At 71.9% G+C, this 16,189-nt stretch carries 18 protein-coding genes; 3 read left to right on the forward strand and 15 right to left on the reverse strand.

What is annotated here, in order from left to right; translation table 11 throughout:
- Positions 1-67 precede the first annotated feature (67 nt).
- A complete protein-coding gene (locus M3185_RS01905) occupies positions 68-1,345 on the forward strand; it encodes an AI-2E family transporter (RefSeq protein ID WP_251331979.1) in 1,278 nt (425 codons plus the stop codon).
- A gap of 22 nt (positions 1,346-1,367) precedes the next feature.
- Here M3185_RS01905 and M3185_RS01910 read toward each other — a convergent pair whose 3' ends face one another.
- Both M3185_RS01910 and M3185_RS01915 read right to left on the reverse strand, forming a co-directional pair.
- Positions 1,368-2,156 (reverse strand): alpha/beta hydrolase, encoded by a 789-nt coding sequence (locus M3185_RS01910; RefSeq protein ID WP_251331980.1) that lies wholly within the window; start codon positions 2,154-2,156, stop codon positions 1,368-1,370.
- Between the two features lie 41 nt (positions 2,157-2,197).
- Complete coding sequence (locus M3185_RS01915; RefSeq protein ID WP_251331981.1) at positions 2,198-2,542, reverse strand: ATP/GTP-binding protein; 345 nt, start codon at positions 2,540-2,542, stop codon at positions 2,198-2,200.
- 62 nt (positions 2,543-2,604) lie between these two features.
- On the opposite strand from M3185_RS01915, the gene nucS reads away from it, so the two are divergent.
- Positions 2,605-3,300, forward strand: coding sequence for an endonuclease NucS (nucS, locus tag M3185_RS01920; protein WP_251331982.1), 696 nt, complete (start codon positions 2,605-2,607; stop codon positions 3,298-3,300).
- Positions 3,301-3,612: 312 nt separating this feature from the next.
- On the forward strand, positions 3,613-3,816 hold the full coding sequence (locus M3185_RS01925) for a cold-shock protein (RefSeq protein ID WP_188536839.1): 204 nt from the start codon (positions 3,613-3,615) through the stop codon (positions 3,814-3,816).
- A gap of 81 nt (positions 3,817-3,897) precedes the next feature.
- Here the strand turns inward: M3185_RS01925 and murA are convergent, their stop codons facing one another.
- The 13 genes from murA to M3185_RS01990 form a co-directional block, all read right to left on the reverse strand.
- Positions 3,898-5,172, reverse strand: coding sequence for a UDP-N-acetylglucosamine 1-carboxyvinyltransferase (murA, locus tag M3185_RS01930; protein ID WP_251331983.1), 1,275 nt, complete (start codon positions 5,170-5,172; stop codon positions 3,898-3,900).
- A 136-nt stretch (positions 5,173-5,308) separates the two neighbouring features.
- Complete coding sequence (locus tag M3185_RS01935) at positions 5,309-5,569, reverse strand: F0F1 ATP synthase subunit epsilon (RefSeq protein ID WP_285859349.1); 261 nt, start codon at positions 5,567-5,569, stop codon at positions 5,309-5,311.
- An 11-nt stretch (positions 5,570-5,580) separates the two neighbouring features.
- Positions 5,581-7,047: a F0F1 ATP synthase subunit beta gene (gene atpD / locus M3185_RS01940; RefSeq protein ID WP_251331985.1), complete on the reverse strand. Its 1,467-nt coding sequence runs from the start codon at positions 7,045-7,047 to the stop codon at positions 5,581-5,583.
- 55 nt (positions 7,048-7,102) lie between these two features.
- Positions 7,103-8,014 carry a F0F1 ATP synthase subunit gamma gene (locus tag M3185_RS01945; RefSeq protein WP_251331986.1) on the reverse strand — a complete coding sequence of 304 codons (912 nt, stop codon included), beginning with the start codon at positions 8,012-8,014 and terminating at the stop codon, positions 7,103-7,105.
- 27 nt (positions 8,015-8,041) lie between these two features.
- A complete protein-coding gene (gene atpA / locus M3185_RS01950; protein WP_251331987.1) occupies positions 8,042-9,667 on the reverse strand; it encodes a F0F1 ATP synthase subunit alpha in 1,626 nt (541 codons plus the stop codon).
- Positions 9,668-9,830: 163 nt separating this feature from the next.
- On the reverse strand, positions 9,831-10,640 hold the full coding sequence (locus M3185_RS01955; protein ID WP_251331988.1) for a F0F1 ATP synthase subunit delta: 810 nt from the start codon (positions 10,638-10,640) through the stop codon (positions 9,831-9,833).
- The gene (locus M3185_RS01960) at positions 10,640-11,194 is read right to left on the reverse strand and encodes a F0F1 ATP synthase subunit B (RefSeq protein ID WP_251331989.1); all 555 of its coding nucleotides are present in this window, start codon (positions 11,192-11,194) and stop codon (positions 10,640-10,642) included. Before M3185_RS01960 ends, M3185_RS01955 begins: the two co-directional genes overlap by 1 nt.
- 52 nt (positions 11,195-11,246) lie before the next feature.
- Positions 11,247-11,447: an ATP synthase F0 subunit C gene (gene atpE / locus M3185_RS01965; protein WP_251331990.1), complete on the reverse strand. Its 201-nt coding sequence runs from the start codon at positions 11,445-11,447 to the stop codon at positions 11,247-11,249.
- Between the two features lie 129 nt (positions 11,448-11,576).
- Positions 11,577-12,311, reverse strand: coding sequence for a F0F1 ATP synthase subunit A (gene atpB / locus M3185_RS01970; protein ID WP_251331991.1), 735 nt, complete (start codon positions 12,309-12,311; stop codon positions 11,577-11,579).
- A 93-nt stretch (positions 12,312-12,404) separates the two neighbouring features.
- Complete coding sequence (locus tag M3185_RS01975; protein ID WP_251331992.1) at positions 12,405-12,824, reverse strand: AtpZ/AtpI family protein; 420 nt, start codon at positions 12,822-12,824, stop codon at positions 12,405-12,407.
- Entirely contained in the window at positions 12,821-13,150 is a 330-nt protein-coding gene (locus M3185_RS01980; protein WP_251331993.1) for a hypothetical protein, read from the reverse strand. The genes M3185_RS01975 and M3185_RS01980 overlap by 4 nt, the downstream gene beginning before the upstream one ends.
- On the reverse strand, positions 13,147-14,298 hold the full coding sequence (locus tag M3185_RS01985) for a glycosyltransferase family 4 protein (RefSeq protein ID WP_308222164.1): 1,152 nt from the start codon (positions 14,296-14,298) through the stop codon (positions 13,147-13,149). Before M3185_RS01985 ends, M3185_RS01980 begins: the two co-directional genes overlap by 4 nt.
- Complete coding sequence (locus tag M3185_RS01990) at positions 14,295-16,178, reverse strand: polysaccharide biosynthesis protein (protein WP_251331994.1); 1,884 nt, start codon at positions 16,176-16,178, stop codon at positions 14,295-14,297. Before M3185_RS01990 ends, M3185_RS01985 begins: the two co-directional genes overlap by 4 nt.
- Positions 16,179-16,189: the final 11 nt, after the last annotated feature.

Here is a 16,189-nt window from a genome sequence, read left to right on the forward strand (position 1 = left end):
ACTGCGGCCCGGTGCGGCCCCGGCGGTTCCGGCCCGCGGCACGACGCCGACCTCCCCGGGAGCCGCCATGACGCCACCCGAGCCCGAGCCGTCCGAGGGACCCGACGGGTCCGTGCCGTCCGCGGGCTCCGCGCCGCCCGCGCCGCCCGCGCCGCCGGGCCGCCCGGACCGCCGCGGGCGCGGCGCCGAGGTCCTCGACCGCTTCCTGCGCCCGCTGCCGGGACCGCGCCCCCGCCACCGCTTCGAGGTCCCGCCCGACGCCGGCGCGCCCTCGGCCCGCCGGCCGGCGTCGTGGCCCGATCCCGCCCGCCCGGTGCAGACGGGGTTCCTGCTGGCGGTCGGCGTGGGCCTCGCCGTGCTGTGCTGGTGGGTGCTCGCGAACGTCGGCCCGCTCGTGGGCTGGGTCGTGACCGCCACCTTCCTCGCCCTCGGGCTCGAGCCCCTCGTGCGCCGGCTCGAGGCCCGGGGCCTGCCCCGGCCCGGTGCCGTGGCGCTGGTCGTGCTGGCGCTCGCGGCGGCCGGGTGCCTGGTCATCGTGCTGGTGGTCCCGCGGATCGTCGCCGAGGCCGCGCAGCTGGCGGGGCGCGTGCCCGCGCTCGTGGACGGGCTCCTGGGCTCCGAGGCGTTCGAGCGGCTGGACGCCCGCCTGCGGATCCGCGACTCGGCCGAGCGGTGGGTGCAGGAGCTGTCGGGGAGGATCGGCTCGGACCGGGACTTCCTCGGCGGGATCTTCGGCGGCGTGGTGGGCCTGGGCTCCGTGGTGCTCAACGTCGTCACCGGGACGCTCATCGTCCTGGCCCTGAGCCTGTACTTCCTGGTGTCCCTGCCGGTGATGACCCGGTGGGCCTACCGGCTCGCCCCGGCCTCCCGCCGGGCCCGCGTGCAGGAGCTGGGCGACCAGATGGTGCGCGGCGTCGGCAACTACGTGATCGGGCAGACCTGCGTGGCCCTGCTCAACGCGGCCGTGGCCCTGGCCCTGATGCTCGCGACCGGGGTGCCGTTCGCCGCGCTGCTGTCCCTGCTCGTGGCCCTGCTCGCGTTCGTGCCCCTCGTGGGCGGGGTGCTCGCCGGGGTGCTCGTCACCCTCGTGGCCGCCACCGCGGGCTGGGGCACGGCCCTGCCCTACGCGGTCGGCTACTTCGCGTACCTGCAGGTGGAGGCCTACTTCGTCTCCCCCCGCATCATGCGCCGCGCGGTCGCGGTGCCGGGGGCCATCGCCGTGATCGCGGTGGCGGCGGGCGGGTCCCTGTGGGGCGTGCTCGGGGCGCTGATCGCCATCCCGACCGCCGCGGCCGGGCTGCTGCTCGTGCGGGAGGTGTTCGTGCCCCGGCAGGACCGGCGCTGAGCCCCGGCGCGCCGCGGGCCCCTCAGAGGCCCCTGGCGGTGGGCCCGGACCACGTCGTGGGCAGTCGCACCGGCTCGCCCAGGACCGTGGAGGCGATCTCGTCCAGCGCCCGTTGCACGAACCGCTCCCCCACCCACAGGTGCTTCGCCTCGTCCACGCCGGTGAGCTCGGCCTGGGGCACGCGCGCGAAGCGCCGCGCCGCCTCCTCGGGGCGCAGGTAGTCGTCGAGCTCCGGGACCAGCACCCGCAGCGGCTTGCCGGAGGCCGCCCAGCGGTCGAGGTCCGCGTCGTCGGCGCGGTGCAGCGGCGGGGAGAGCAGGATCCCGCCCTCGACCCGGTCCGCGACCGGGGGCACCGCCCCGTACTTGAGCACGAGCTCGGAGCCGAAGGACCAGCCCACGAGCCAGCGGTTCGGCAGGCCCTGCGCCACGGCCCACGCGGTGGCGGCGTCCACGTCGTGCCGCTCGGCGTCCCCGCCGTCGAACGCGCCCGTGCTGGTGCCGCGGGGCGAGGACGTGCCGCGCAGGTTGAAGCGCAGCACCGCGAGGCCGGCGAGCGCGGGCAGGCGGTAGGAGGCCTTCTTGTACACGTGGGAGTCCATGAAGCCCCCGTGCGTGGGCAGCGGGTGCAGGGTCACGAGCGTGCCCCGGGGCTCGCCGCGCGCCGGGAGGGCGAGCTCGCCGACGAGGGTCTGCCCGTCCTCCGTGCGCAGCTCGACGTTCTCGCGCCGGGCGGGCAGGACGGTCGAGGCCCGGACCTCGACGGGGTCGTGGTTGGCCGTGTACACCAGGGCGGCGGGGTCGGAGCTCATGCCCGCCAGTCTAGCCAGCGCGGACCGCGCGGCCGGTGCGCTCAGCGGCGCGTGCGCCAGCAGCGCTCGTGCCAGTGCCGCCGGTCCTCGAAGGCGCTGCGCGCCCCGAGCAGGGAGTCCTGCTGCCACACCACGAGGTGGGCGATCCCCGGCGGGATGGTGCGCCCGCAGCCGGGGCACACGTAGTTCTTCACGGCGTTGGCGGGGCGGACGTGGCGGACCATCCAGTCCCCGTCCGGGGCGCGCTCCACGACGGGGGCGGGCTCGAGGACCCGCTCGACGGACCACGGCTCGCGCATCGCCCCGCGCTGCCACTTGCTCGCGCGGGCACCGTCGGGCGGGCCGCCGGCCCGGCGGCCTCGCGAGGAGTGGTTCGAGCGCGGCACGGTCGGATTCTCTCACACGCTCCCCCGCGCGGGCCGCCACGGCGGTTCGCTAGGCTGGTCCGGTGCGTCTCGTCATTGCCGATTGTTCCGTCGACTACGAAGGGCGTCTGCGCGCCCACCTGCCCGCCGCCCGCCGCCTGCTGGTCGTGAAGGCCGACGGCTCCGTGCTCGTCCACTCGGACGGCGGCAGCTACAAGCCCCTGAACTGGATGAGCCCGCCCGCGCGCCTGCACGTGGCCGAGCCCGAGCCCGAGCTCGCCGCCGAGGGCGTCCTGCAGACCTGGACGGTCCAGGCCGCCAAGAGCGACGACCGCCTGGTGATCCAGCTCTTCGAGATCCACGAGGACGTCTCCCACGAGCTGGGCGTGGACCCGGGCCTCGTCAAGGACGGCGTCGAGGCGGACCTGCAGCGGCTGCTGGCGGAGCAGATCCACCTGCTGGGCTCGGGCCACACCCTGGTGCGCCGGGAGTACCCCACCGCGATCGGCCCCGTGGACATCCTGGCCCGCGCGGCCGACGGCACGACCGTGGCGGTCGAGCTCAAGCGCCGCGGCGACATCGACGGCGTCGAGCAGCTCACCCGCTACCTCGAGCTGCTCAACCGCGACCCGCTGCTCGCCCCCGTGCGCGGGGTGTACGCGGCACAGCTGATCAAGCCCCAGGCGCGGGTGCTCGCCGAGGACCGCGGGATCGCGTGCCTGACCCTGGACTACGACGGGATGCGCGGCGTCGACGACAGCGACTCCCGGCTCTTCTGAGCCCGCCCCGCGGCCACGCCGTCCCGTCACGCCGCCCCGTCACGCGCCCAGCGAACACGCGGCGCCACACGATGATCAGTAGGCGAACAGTGTTGACCGCCCCGGGCGAGTGTGTGAAGCTGAATGTGTTCTTCGTTCCATGTTCAGCATGCTCGCAGAACGGGTAAAGCGAGCGTGACGTTCGACCTGGACCCGGCCTCCGTCCCGGAATCCTCCGCGGCGGCAGATCGATCCTCAGCGCATCTCGTGACACCGCCCTCGTGCACGACCCCGTGCACAGTTAGTTACTCAGTCTCGCAAGGAGAGATCTTCATGGCCCAGGGCACCGTCAAGTGGTTCAACGCCGAAAAGGGCTTCGGCTTCATCACCCCCGACGACTCCGATTCGGACGTCTTCGTCCACTACTCGGAGATCCAGTCGGGCGGCTTCCGCACCCTCGAGGAGAACCAGCGCGTCGAGTTCGAGATCGGTCAGGGCCAGAAGGGCCCCCAGGCCACCGGCGTGACCATCATCTGATCCGTCCACCGGGACGGCTGTGAACGCGGCGGGCCCCGCACCCTTCGGGGTGCGGGGCCCTTCGCCTGCCCGGGGCGGCGCTCAGGGGGTCCCGGCGATCCGGCGCTCGACGGCGGCGCCGGCGGAGGCCAGCTGCTCCACGAAGTGCTCGTAGCCGCGGTCGACGTGCTCGACGCCGCTGACCTCGGTCTCCCCCTCCGCCGCCATCCCGGCGATCACGAGCGCGGCCCCGGCCCGGATGTCCTTGGCCTCGACGGGCGCCCCGGACAGCGCGGGCATGCCGGCGACGAGGGCGTGGTGGCCGTCCAGGCGCACGCTCGCGCCCAGCCGCTCGAGCTCGGCCGTGAAGCCCCAGCGGGCCTCGAAGACGTTCTCGGTGACCATCCCCGAGCCCTCGGCCACCGCGTTGAGGGCCACGACGAAGGGCTGGAGGTCGGTCGGGAAGCCCGGGTACGGCAGGGTCGACACGTTGATGGCCCGCGGGCGTTCCGGCCCGGCCACGACCAGGCGGCCGTCCCCGGTCTCGACGCGGCACCCCGCGGCCCGCAGCTTGTCCAGCACCACGGCCAGGTGGCCCGGCTCGGCGCCCAGGACCTCGACGGTCCCGCCCGTGACGGCCGCGGCGAAGGCCCACGTGCCGGCGACGATCCGGTCGGGCACGGTGCGGTGCTCCACCGGGCGCAGCGCGTCCACGCCGACCACCGTGACGGTGCTCGTGCCGAGGCCCTCGATCCGGGCTCCCATCGCCTGCAGCATCCGGCCGATGTCGACGATCTCCGGCTCGCGGGCCGCGTTGTCGATCACGGTGGTGCCCTCGGCGAGGGTAGCGGCCATCATGAGGTTCTCGGTGGCCCCCACGGAGGGGTAGTCCAGGCGGAACTGGGTCCCCCGCAGCGCGTCGGGCACCGACGCGACGAGGTAGCCGCGCTCGATCTGGAGGACCGCGCCCATCGCCTCGAGGCCGGCGCGGTGCATGTCGAGGCCCCGCGAGCCGATGGCGTCGCCGCCGGGCAGGGCGACCTCCGCCACGCGGCAGCGGGCGACCAGGGGCCCCAGGACGGAGATCGAGGCGCGCATCGCCCGGACCAGGTCGTAGTCGGCCTGGTGGTGCAGCTCCGCCGGCACGTCGATCCACACCGTCTGCGCGTCCCGGTCGTAGGCCACGGCGCAGTCGAGGCGGCGCAGCAGCTCCGCCATGATCGCGACGTCCTGGATCTCGGGGACGTTGGTGATGGTCGTCTCCCCCTCGGCGAGCAGCGCGGCGGCCATGAGCTTGAGCACGCTGTTCTTCGCGCCCGAGACCTGCAGCGTCCCGTTGACCGCGGTGGGCCCGTGCACGACGATCTTCTCTTCCATCCACTCTCCTGAACGTCCTCGGCCGGGCGCCCGTCGGGACCCGGATACGGCCGCGGCCTCCGCACCGGTGGTACGGAGGCCGCAGCTCTGCGTGGTGCGGGACGGGGCCGGGCCCGTCCCGCGGGGTGGGGTCGGATCAGGCGGCGTCGGCGAGCTCCACGCTGTCGGCCACGATCGTCACCCGGTTGTTGTCCATGAACACGAACCCCGCGTCGATGGTGCCCCCGAAGCGGGGCCCGTCGACGGGCTCGACCGCGAACTGCCCCGGCCGGAGGATCCCGGCGACGGCCTCGTGGCCCGGGAGGATCCCGATGTCGCCCTCCGTGGTGCGCACGCGGACCATGCGGGCGGTGCCCGTCCAGACCGACTGGTCGAGGGACACGACTTCGACGATCATCTCAGCCACGACTACTTGCCACCGGTCCGGGACTTGATCTCGTCCCACTTCTGCATGACGTCGTCCAGGCCGCCCACGTTGTAGAACGCCTGCTCGGGCACGTGGTCGAACTCGCCCTCGGTGATCTTCCCGAACGCCTCGATGGTCTCGGCGATCGGCACCGTCGAGCCCTCGACACCGGTGAACTGCTTCGCGGTGTAGGTGTTCTGGGAGAGGAACTGCTCGATGCGCCGGGCGCGGGCCACGACGACCTTCTGCTCCTCGGAGAGCTCCTCGACGCCGAGGATCGCGATGATGTCCTGCAGCTCCTTGTTCTCCTGCAGGATCGCCTTGACGCGGATCGCGACGTCGTAGTGCTCCTGGCCGACGTACTGCGGGTCGAGGATGCGCGAGGTCGAGGCCAGCGGGTCGATCGCCGGGTACAGGCCGCGGGAGGCGATGTCGCGGGAGAGCTCCGTGGTCGCGTCCAGGTGGGCGAACGTCGTGGCCGGGGCCGGGTCGGTGTAGTCGTCGGCGGGCACGTAGATCGCCTGCATCGAGGTGATCGAGTGGCCGCGCGTCGAGGTGATGCGCTCCTGCAGCACGCCCATCTCGTCGGCCAGGTTGGGCTGGTAGCCCACGGCCGAGGGGATGCGGCCCAGCAGGGTCGAGACCTCGGAGCCGGCCTGGGTGAACCGGAAGATGTTGTCGATGAACAGCAGCACGTCCTGGTTCTGGACGTCGCGGAAGTACTCCGCCATCGTCAGCGCCGACAGGGCCACGCGCAGACGCGTTCCCGGCGGCTCGTCCATCTGGCCGAACACGAGGGCGGTGTCCTTGAGGACCCCCGCCTCCTCCATCTCGACCCACAGGTCGTTGCCCTCGCGCGTGCGCTCGCCCACGCCGGCGAAGACCGAGGTGCCGCCGAAGTTGCGGGCCACACGGGTGATCATCTCCTGGATGAGCACCGTCTTGCCCACGCCGGCGCCGCCGAACAGGCCGATCTTGCCGCCCTTGATGTAGGGGGTGAGGAGGTCGATGGACTTGATGCCGGTCTCCATCATCTCCGTGGAGCCCTCGAGCTCCGCGAAGGACGGCGCCTTGCGGTGGATCGGCCAGCGCTCGGTGACCTGCAGCGAGGCGGTCGGCACGTCGAGGGCGTCGCCGAGCACGTTGAAGATGTGGCCCTTGACGACGTCGCCCACCGGCACGGAGATGGGGGCGCCCGTGTCCTGGACGGTGGTGCCGCGCACGAGGCCGTCGGTCTGCTGCAGGGAGATCGCGCGGACCATGTTGTCGCCGAGGTGCTGGGCGGTCTCGAAGGTGATCCGCTTCGTCTCGCCGTTGAGCTGGTAGTCGGCGGTCAGGGCGTTGTAAACGTCCGGAACGGCGTGCTCCGGGAACTCGATGTCGACGACCGGACCGATGACCCGGGCGATGCGGCCCGTGGCGCCGCCCGAGACCGGCTGACCGGCCTGTTCGCTGATGGTGGCAGTCATTTCTCTCACTTCACTGATTGCGGTGGGGTGGTTGCTGGATCGCCGGTCGGGCCCGTCAGAGGGCCTCGGCGCCGCTCACGATCTCGGTGAGCTCGGTGGTGATCGCAGCCTGGCGGGCGTTGTTCATCAGGCGGGTGTACTTGCGGATCAGTTCGTCCGCGTTGTCGCCGGCCGACTTCATGGCGCGCTGCCGGGCGGCGAGCTCGCTCGTGGCGGCGTTGGCCAGGCACGCGTAGAGGCGGGCGTCGATGTAGCGGGGAAGGACCGCGTTGAGGAACTCCTCCGCGTTCGGCTCGAACTCGAAGGTGCTGCCGGAGTCCTCGAGCGCGTCGAAGTCGCGGGCGACCTCGTCGGTCAGCGCGTTGGCGTCCACGACCTCCAGGGGCAGCAGGCGCAGCACCCGGGGCTCCTGGGTCACCATCGAGCGGAACACGGTGTAGACGAGGTGGATCTCGTCGACGCCGCCGTCCTCGTAGGGGGTCTCCAGGTCCTCGACCAGCACCTGGCGCAACTCGCGGGCGCGCTCGGGGCTCGCGTTGTCCGTGTCGCCGGTCCAGTGCCGCGCGTAGGGGCGGTGCCGGAAGTCGAAGTACGCCTGGGCCTTGCGCCCGACCAGGTAGACCTTCACGTCCTTGCCCTGCTCGCGGAGCAGCTCCATGAGGGACTCCGCCTCCTTGAGCACGTTGGAGGAGTAGGACCCGGCCAGACCGCGGTCGGAGGTCATGATCACCACGGCCGAGCGCCGGACGTCCTCGGGGCTCGTGGTGAGGACATGGGAGATGTTCTGCTGGGTGGCGACCTGAGAGACCGCACGGGTCAGCGCGTTGGCGTACGGACGTGCCGCCGCCACCCGCTGGCGGGACTTGTTGATGCGCGAGGTCGCGATCATCTCCATGGCCTTGAAGATCTTCTTCATGGACTTGGTCGACGCGATCTTGTTCCGGTAGACCCGGATCTGGGCTCCCATGTGACTTCCTTTCGTCACCGTGGCCGGCTACTTCTTGACGATCCGTTCCTGGTCCACCGCGGACGCGTCGAGGGGCTGGTGCTCCTCGTGGCCCGGCTGGATGTCGTGCTTCGTGCCGTGGAAGTCGCGCTTGACCTCGGCGACGGCCGTCTCCAGGGCGGCGATCGCGTCGTCCTCGAGCTTGCCCGTCTGCGCGATGGACTCGAGCACGTTGGTCGTGCGGCGCACCTGGTCGAGCAGGGCCTGCTCGAAGTCCAGCACGGAGGCGACCTCGACCTCGTCGAGGTGGCCGTTGGTGCCGGCCCAGATGGACACGACCTGGTCCTCGACCGCGTACGGCGTGTACTGCTTCTGCTTGAGCAGCTCCATCAGCCGCGCACCGCGGGTCAGCTGCTGGCGCGACGCCGCGTCGAGGTCCGAGGCGAACATCGCGAAGGCCTGCATCGAGCGGTAGGACGCCAGCTCCAGCTTCAGCGTGCCGGAGACCTTCTTCATGGCCTTGATCTGCGCGGCGCCGCCGACGCGGGAGACCGACACGCCGACGTCCACGGCGGGACGCTGGTTGGCGTTGAAGAGGTCCGACTGCAGGAAGATCTGCCCGTCGGTGATGGAGATGACGTTGGTCGGGATGAACGCCGACACGTCGTTGGCCTTCGTCTCCACCAGCGGCAGGCCGGTCATCGAGCCGGCGCCGAGCTCGTCGGAGAGCTTGGCGCAGCGCTCGAGCAGGCGGGAGTGCAGGTAGAACACGTCGCCCGGGTAGGCCTCGCGTCCCGGCGGGCGGCGCAGCAGCAGCGACACCGCACGGTAGGCCTCGGCCTGCTTGGACAGGTCGTCGAAGACGATGAGGACGTGCTTGCCGCCGTACATCCAGTGCTGGCCGATGGCCGACCCGGCGTAGGGGGCGAGGTACTTGATGCCGGCGGAGTCGGAGGCCGGGGCCGCGACGATCGTCGTGTACTCCAGGGCGCCGTTGTCCTCGAGGGTCTGGCGCACGCCCGCGATGGTGGAGGCCTTCTGGCCGACGGCCACGTAGATGCAGCGCACCTGCTTGCTGACGTCGCCGGACTCCCAGTTCGCACGCTGGTTGAGGATCGCGTCGACGGCGATGGCGGTCTTGCCGGTCTGGCGGTCGCCGATGATCAGCTGGCGCTGGCCGCGGCCGATCGGGATCATCGCGTCGATGGCCTTGATGCCGGTCTGCAGCGGCTCGTGGACCGACTTGCGCATGGTCACGCCGGGAGCCTGCAGCTCCAGGGCGCGGCGGCCCTCGGCCTCGATGGGACCGAGGTCGTCGAGCGGCATGCCCAGCGGGTCGACCACGCGGCCGAGGAAGGCGTCGCCCACGGGCACGGAGAGGACCTCGCCGGTGCGGTGCACCTCCTGGCCCTCCTCGATGCCGCGGAAGTCGCCGAGGACGACGACGCCGATGTCGCGGGTGTCGAGATTCTGGGCGAGGCCCAGGGTGCCGTTCTCGAAGCGCAGCAGCTCGTTGGCCATGACCGAGGGCAGACCCTCGACCCGGGCGATACCGTCGGCGGCGCTGCTGATGCGGCCGACCTCGACTCGTTCTGCGGCGCCGGGGTCGTAGGAGGCGGCGAACTCGCTGAGCGCGCTGCGCACCTCGTCGGCGTTGATGGTGACTTCGGACATCTGCTGTCCCTGCTCTCCTAGTTCGTGATCACTGCGGAGCAGTGACCGTGAGTCCATTCTGTGGCGGGATGCTGGGCGTTTCCACCGGCCGTGGCGCCCGCCAGGCGTTCGTCTGCCGGCGACGGCATCGTGCGGGCTCCCGGGCCCGGCGCACCGGGGCCGCTCAGGCCCCGATCCGCTGCTGGAGCTCGTCGATGCGGGTCGCGAGCGAGCCGTCGATGACCTCCTCGCCGACCTGCACGCGCAGTCCGCCGATCAGCGCGGGGTCGACGTCGACGGTGAGCTGCAGGTCCCGGCTGTACAGCACGTTGAGCTGGTGCTGCAGGCGCCGGAGCTGCTCCTCGGTCAGCGGCCGGGAGGTGGTCACGTGGGCGATCCACCGCTGGCGGCGGCTGGCCACCTCGTCCGCGAATCGTCCGACCAGGCGTCCCACCAGGGCACCGCGGGGCGTGAGGACCGCCTGCTCGATGAGCAGGAGGGCCTCCTCCGAGGCGCCGGGGGCGAGCCGCTGCGCGAGCCGGGTCTTGGCGTCGACGTCGGCCCGGGGGTCGCCGAGGGCGCGCTGGAGCTCGTGCGAGTCCTCCACCGCGCTCTGGAACGCGATGAGCTGGTCCACGAGCTCCCCGAGGGCCTCGGCGCCGCCGCGGTTCTCCGCGGACGCGGCCGTGAGCTGCACGCCCGCGTGCTCGAGGGCGTCGCCGAACTCCCGGTCGTCGTTCCACCGGCGCTCGGCCAGTGCCGCGACGACCTCCACGGCCTGCGGGGACACCTTGCCCGAGAAGAGGCGGCCGATCACGTGCGCCCGCGCCGCCCCGGGATAGGAGGGATCCGTCAGGGAACGGCGCAGCGCGCCGTTCTCGTCCAGGACGGCCAGCACGGCGAACACGTCACGCGCGAGGCCGGGGTCGGCGGAGCCGGCCCAGCGCTCGACCACCTGGGCGACCTGCTGGCGGGATTCGTTGGATGCTGCCATTACCGGGCCGCACCTGCGTTCCGCTGCTGCTCGGTCTCCAGGTCCGCGAGGAAGCGGTCGACCACCCGGCCGGCGCGCGCGTCGTCGTCCAGGGCCTCGCCCACGATCTTCGACGCGAGCTGCGTGGCCAGGGTGCCGACCTCGGCGCGCAGGGAGACCACGGCCGCCGCGCGCTCTGCCTCGATCGTGCGGTGGGCGTTCTCCGAGATGCGCGCCGACTCGGCGTTGGCCCGGTCCTTGAAGTCCGCCAGGATCTTCTCGCCCTCCAGACGGGCCTCCTCGCGGATCTTCTGGGCCTCCAGGCGAGCGCTCTCGAGCTGCTGGTTGTACTCGTCACGGGCGGCGGCGGCCTCGGCCTGGGCGGCCTGGGCCTTCGCCAGGCCTCCCTCGATGGCCTCGGTGCGCTCACGGTAGACCCGCTCGAAGGCCGGCACGATGAACTTGATCGCGATGAAGAGGAGGATCAGGAACCCAAGGCCGGTGATCAGCATCTCCCAGCCATTGGGGAGGAGGGGGCTGGTCCCCTCTTCAGCTGCCAACAACATGGTGTTCATACGTGCGATTCCTGTTCTTTAGTGAGGAATGTGTTCCGTGCCTGTGCCGCGGTCAGATGAGCGCGAGCACGAAGCCGAGGATGGCGAGCGCCTCGACCACGGCGAAGCCCATGAACAGGATCGGCTGGATCACGCGCTGGGCCTCGGGCTGACGGGCCACGGACTGCATGTACGCGGCGAAGATCAGACCCACGCCGATGCCACCGCCGATGGCAGCCAGACCGTAACCGATAACGCTGAGCGAACCTTCCATTATGGATGTTTCCTTTCTAGGTGCCCGGGAACGGGCGTCGTTGCCATTGTTGGCGCTGGACAGTTGGAGGATGGTCGGGGGGCGACCGCCGGGGCGCGCACGGGCGCGCCGGCCGGCGGTCCTCGCCGGTCAGTGGCCCTCTTGCAGGGCGCCCTGGACGTAGACGGCGAAGAGGAGGGTGAAGATGTAGGCCTGCAGGACCTGGATCAGGACCTCGAGGAAGTAGATGAACAGGCCCAGCACGACGCCCAGCACGGAGCTGACGGCGCCGAGGCCGCCCACCTCGGTGGCGAGGAACGCGGTCAGTGAGGCGGCGACCATGATCGCGAAGTGGCCGCCGAACATCGTGGCGAAGACACGCAGGGCGTGGGTGACCGGGCGGATGATCAGATTCGAGATGAACTCGATGGGGATCAGCAGGATGTAGAGGATCTTCGGGACGTCCGGCGGCATGGTCATCTTGCCCATGAAGTGCCCGAACCCGTGGCGCTTGATGCCCATCACGATCCAGGTCACGTAGGCGATGCCCGCCAGCACGTAGGCGGAGCCCGGGTGGGACAGGCTCGGCAGCTGCAGGAGCGGGATGGAGCCGAAGAGGTTGTTCACCAGGATGAAGAAGAAGAAGGTGAACAGCAGCGGCACGAAGGGGCGGAAGTCGCGCTCACCGATGATGTCGCGGCCGAGGTGGTTGCGGACGAAGCCGTAGCCCACCTCGCCGAGGTACTGGCCCTTCGAGGGCACCAGCGCCTGACGGCGGACGGCCCACAGGAAGAAGCCCGCCACCAGCAGCACCGAGAGGCCGATGAGCAGCATCTGCTTGCCGAGGGCGAAGGACCCGAGCTCGAAGAGCGAGGGGAGGTGCATCTCCTCGACGGTCGGAGCTTCGAATCCTCCGGCGGCAGGGAGCCTCAGGGCGGCGTTCAATGCGGGTCCTTTCTGCAGTGCTCTGGCCGGGTCTCACGGTCGGGGCGCCGAGTCCGGGCCGGACTTGTGCGGCTGGTCAGGATCTTGTCCGTCGGAGGACGGATTGCGCTCGAGCGCCTCCTGCATGTGGAGGTACACGATGTAGATCCCGGAGGCGGCGCCAATGCACGCACCCAGGACCACGACCCACTGGGTTCCCAGCACGCGATCCGCCCCCCACCCTACCAAACTCCAGAACCCGATCCCGATCACCACGTAGAGGAGTGTTGCGAGGGCGGCGGCCGCCCCGCCGCCCGCCACGAGCTCCCCCGCGGTGCGCAGGTGCGAGGCCTTGCGGGCGTCCGCGGGGGGGACCTCGGGGACGGCTCCGGGGGGTGTCCCGGGTCCGTTCCCGGCCCTGTCGTCAGGCCCGTCCTCGGGCCGGCGGGGCTCCTCGGGGATGTGGCCGGTCATGGGCTGCGTCCTTCCCGTGCGTCGGCGGCGGCGGCACCCGCCGCCCGGGCCGCCCGGGCCGCGACCACGCCCTGGACGGTGAGCCACGCCGCGAGCGAGATCAGGACCGAGCCGGCGAACCACCAGGTCTCCAGCCACCCGGGGCTCGGGACGTTGAGGAGCACCCAGCCCAGCACGAAGGCCTTCATGAGGTAGGTGGTGGCCAGGGCGGGGGCGACGGCCGTGGGCGCGGCGCGCGAGAGCAGCCGCACCACCAGCAGGCTGACCCCGAGCACGGCGGTGACCAGGCCCGCGCCCAGCAGGACGCTGGCCACCGCGCCGCTCACGGGCGCGCCCCGTCGCGGGTCCGCGCGGCCGCGCGCCGGCCGAGGAGCTCCGGCAGCACCAGGTAGAGGACCAGGACGGCCACGACGAACGCCCCGGCGAGCGCGGTGGCCAGGGGCCCGGTGCGCAGGCCCAGGACGGAGGCCGCGCTGACCAGGACGGTGGCGCCGCTGACCACGAGGGCGGAGCCGACGTGGGACAGGCCCACGTCGGTGAGCCGCTGGTAGACGTGCTGGCGGTGGGGGCGGTACCAGACCTCCCCGGCGCGGATCCTCCGGACCAGGGTCACCGCGGTGTCCGCGACGTAGACGGCCAGCGGGGGCAGCAGGTACTCGACGTAGACCCCGGAGAGGAACGCGGCGACCGCGATGGCGGCGAGCGAGCCGCCGAGCAGGTACGAGCCGACGTCCCCGAGGAACACGGTGCCGCGCCCGAGGTTCCACGGCAGGAACCCGACGAAGCCCCCCGCCACGGCGAGGCCGGCGGCGATCATCCACGGGAGGTCGTTGGAGGCGCCGGCCCAGGCGTAGAGCAGCCCGGCGGTCAGCCCGTGCAGCCCCGAGATGCCGTTGATCCCGTCCATGAAGTTCGCCATGTTGATGTACGCGGCGATCGCGAGCGCGCCCACGGGCAGCCACCACACGGAGGTGCCCAGGACGGTCACGAGCACCGCGGTGGCGGCCAGGCCCAGGCCCAGCTGCGCGGCCAGGCGCCCCCGCACGGACACCCCCCGGTAGTCCTCGGCCCAGCCCAGGGCCGCGGACAGCGCGGCGACCGCCAGCACGACGAGGGCCACCGAGCGGTCGACCCGGATCGTGCCGGTGAGCAGGGCGAGCCCGTCGCCCACGAGCACGGCGGCGGCCACGGCCAGGCCCATGCCGCGGATCACCGTGCGGTGGTGGGAGGAGCGCTCGTTGGGGATGTCGACGACGCCCCAGCGCTCCAGCAGCGGCTTGAGGACGAACGGCAGCAGCAGGCTCAGCACGAGGGCGGGCGCCCCCACCGTGAGGACGAGCTCGCCGAGCCGGCGCAGCTCCTCCGCGCTGGGGGCGGCGCCGGGGTCGGTGAGGTCCGGGCCGGCCGAGCGCACCGACGGGAAGGCCTGCCCGGGCCCGGGCAGCAGCACCGGCAGCAGTCCGGGGGCGCTCACGAGGCACGCCCCGTGGAGCTGCGGGGGCGTTGGACCGATGTGGGCGGCGGTTGCGTGGACGGCTGGACCACGGGGATCGTGCCCGTGTAGACCATGCCGCCACGCACCTTCCAGGTGTGGCGGTCGAGCAGGGCGGGGTCCAGCCGGTCGGCCCGCGCGTGGGAGATCTTGGGGTGGAAGGGCCGCTCGTCCGTCTCCCCCACGCCGATGAGGTCCTCGTGCAGCTTCTCCCCCGGGCGCAGGCCGGTGACCTCGATCTCGACGTCCTCGCGCCCGCTCATCACGCGCAGCCGTTCGGCGATGTCCATGATCCGCACGGGCTCGCCCATGTCGAGGATGAGCACCTCCCCGCCGCGGGCGATCGCCCCGGCCTGGATGACGAGCTGGCACGCCTCGGGGATCGTCATGAAGTACCGGGTGGCGTCGGGGTGGGTGACGGTGATGGGCCCGCCCTGGCGGATCTGCTCGGTGAACAGGGGCAGCATCGACCCGCGGGAGCCGAAGACGTTGCCGAAGCGCACGGAGGCGTACCGGCGCCCGGTGCAGTCGGCCATCCAGGCGGTGAGCTTCTCCGCGACGCGCTTGGAGTGCCCCAGGGCCGTGGTGGGGTTCGCGGCCTTGTCCGTGGAGATGTTCACGAACACCTCGACCCCGGCCTCCTGGGCGGCCTGCAGCACGTTGAGGGTGCCGATGACGTTCGTCTTCCACGCCTCGTCGGGGTACTGCTCCAGCAGCGACACGTGCTTCAGGGCGGCGGCGTGGAAGACGACCTCGGGGCGCCGGTCCCGGAAGATCGTGCGCACGGTGTCGGGGTCGCGGATGTCGGCGAGGACGGTGTCCCGCCCGTCGAGCAGGCCGCGGCCGGTGATGGAGATCTGGGTGCCCTGCAGGGCGGACTCGTCCCGGTCGAGCATGATCAGCTCGCCCGGCTCGAACCCGACGAGCTGGCGGCACAGCTCGGAGCCGATCGACCCGCCCGCGCCCGTGACGAGCACGCGCCGGCCCTTGACGTAGTCCGCGATCTCCTCGACGTCGATGTCGACGGGCCGGCGGCCGATGAGGTCCTCCATGCTGATGTCGCGGAAGTCCGTGGACTTGTGCTTGGCGGTGAGCACCTCCCCCAGCGGGGGCATCGTCATGACCCGGACCCCGGTGCCGGCCACGGCGTCGGCCACCCGGTGCATGATCCGCGGCTCGGGGGTGGACATCGCCACGATCAGCACGCTGGCCCGGGTCTGGGCCATGACGTCGCGGACGTCGTGCAGGGTGCCGAGGACCGGGACCGTGGAGATCCGCAGGTGCTTCTTCGCGGGGTCGTCGTCGAGCAGCGCCACGGGCAGGAACTCCGAGTTCGGGTCCTGCATCATGCGGTGGACCAGGAACGTGCCGAGGTAGCCGGCCCCGTAGATCACGACGTGCTGGGCGGAGGCGCCCGGGCGGGCGGAGGCCTCCTGGTACATCCGCTTCAGGTAGCGGAACGCGGCCATGAACAGGCACGCGAAGGGGAAGGCGATGAGCGCCGTGGAGCGGGGGATGCCGATGCTCGTGCCGACCACCAGCAGCAGCACCTGCAGCACGGCGGTGACGATGAGGGTCACCACGACCAGCAGCTTCGCCTCGTCGAAGCTGCCGAACGAGTACCGGCCCTTGTAGAGGGCGAAGGAGAAGCCGACGACGAGCTGGCCGGCCACGGCGACCGCGGAGACGAGCAGCAGCCCCGGCACGCTGATGAACTGCAGGTTCATCTCGTAGCGCAGCACGAGGGCGAGCACCAGGGCCGTGACCCAGGAGGCGGAGTCGAGCAGCATCTGGATCCACAGCCACGCCACGGGCCTCTCCGGGGGCGCGGGACGGGCGGGGCGCTCGGGCTCACCACTCATCGGGTCGGTCC

The sequence above is a fragment of the Kocuria rosea genome, assembly GCF_023715525.1.
GTDB lineage: Bacteria > Actinomycetota > Actinomycetes > Actinomycetales > Micrococcaceae > Kocuria > Kocuria rosea_A.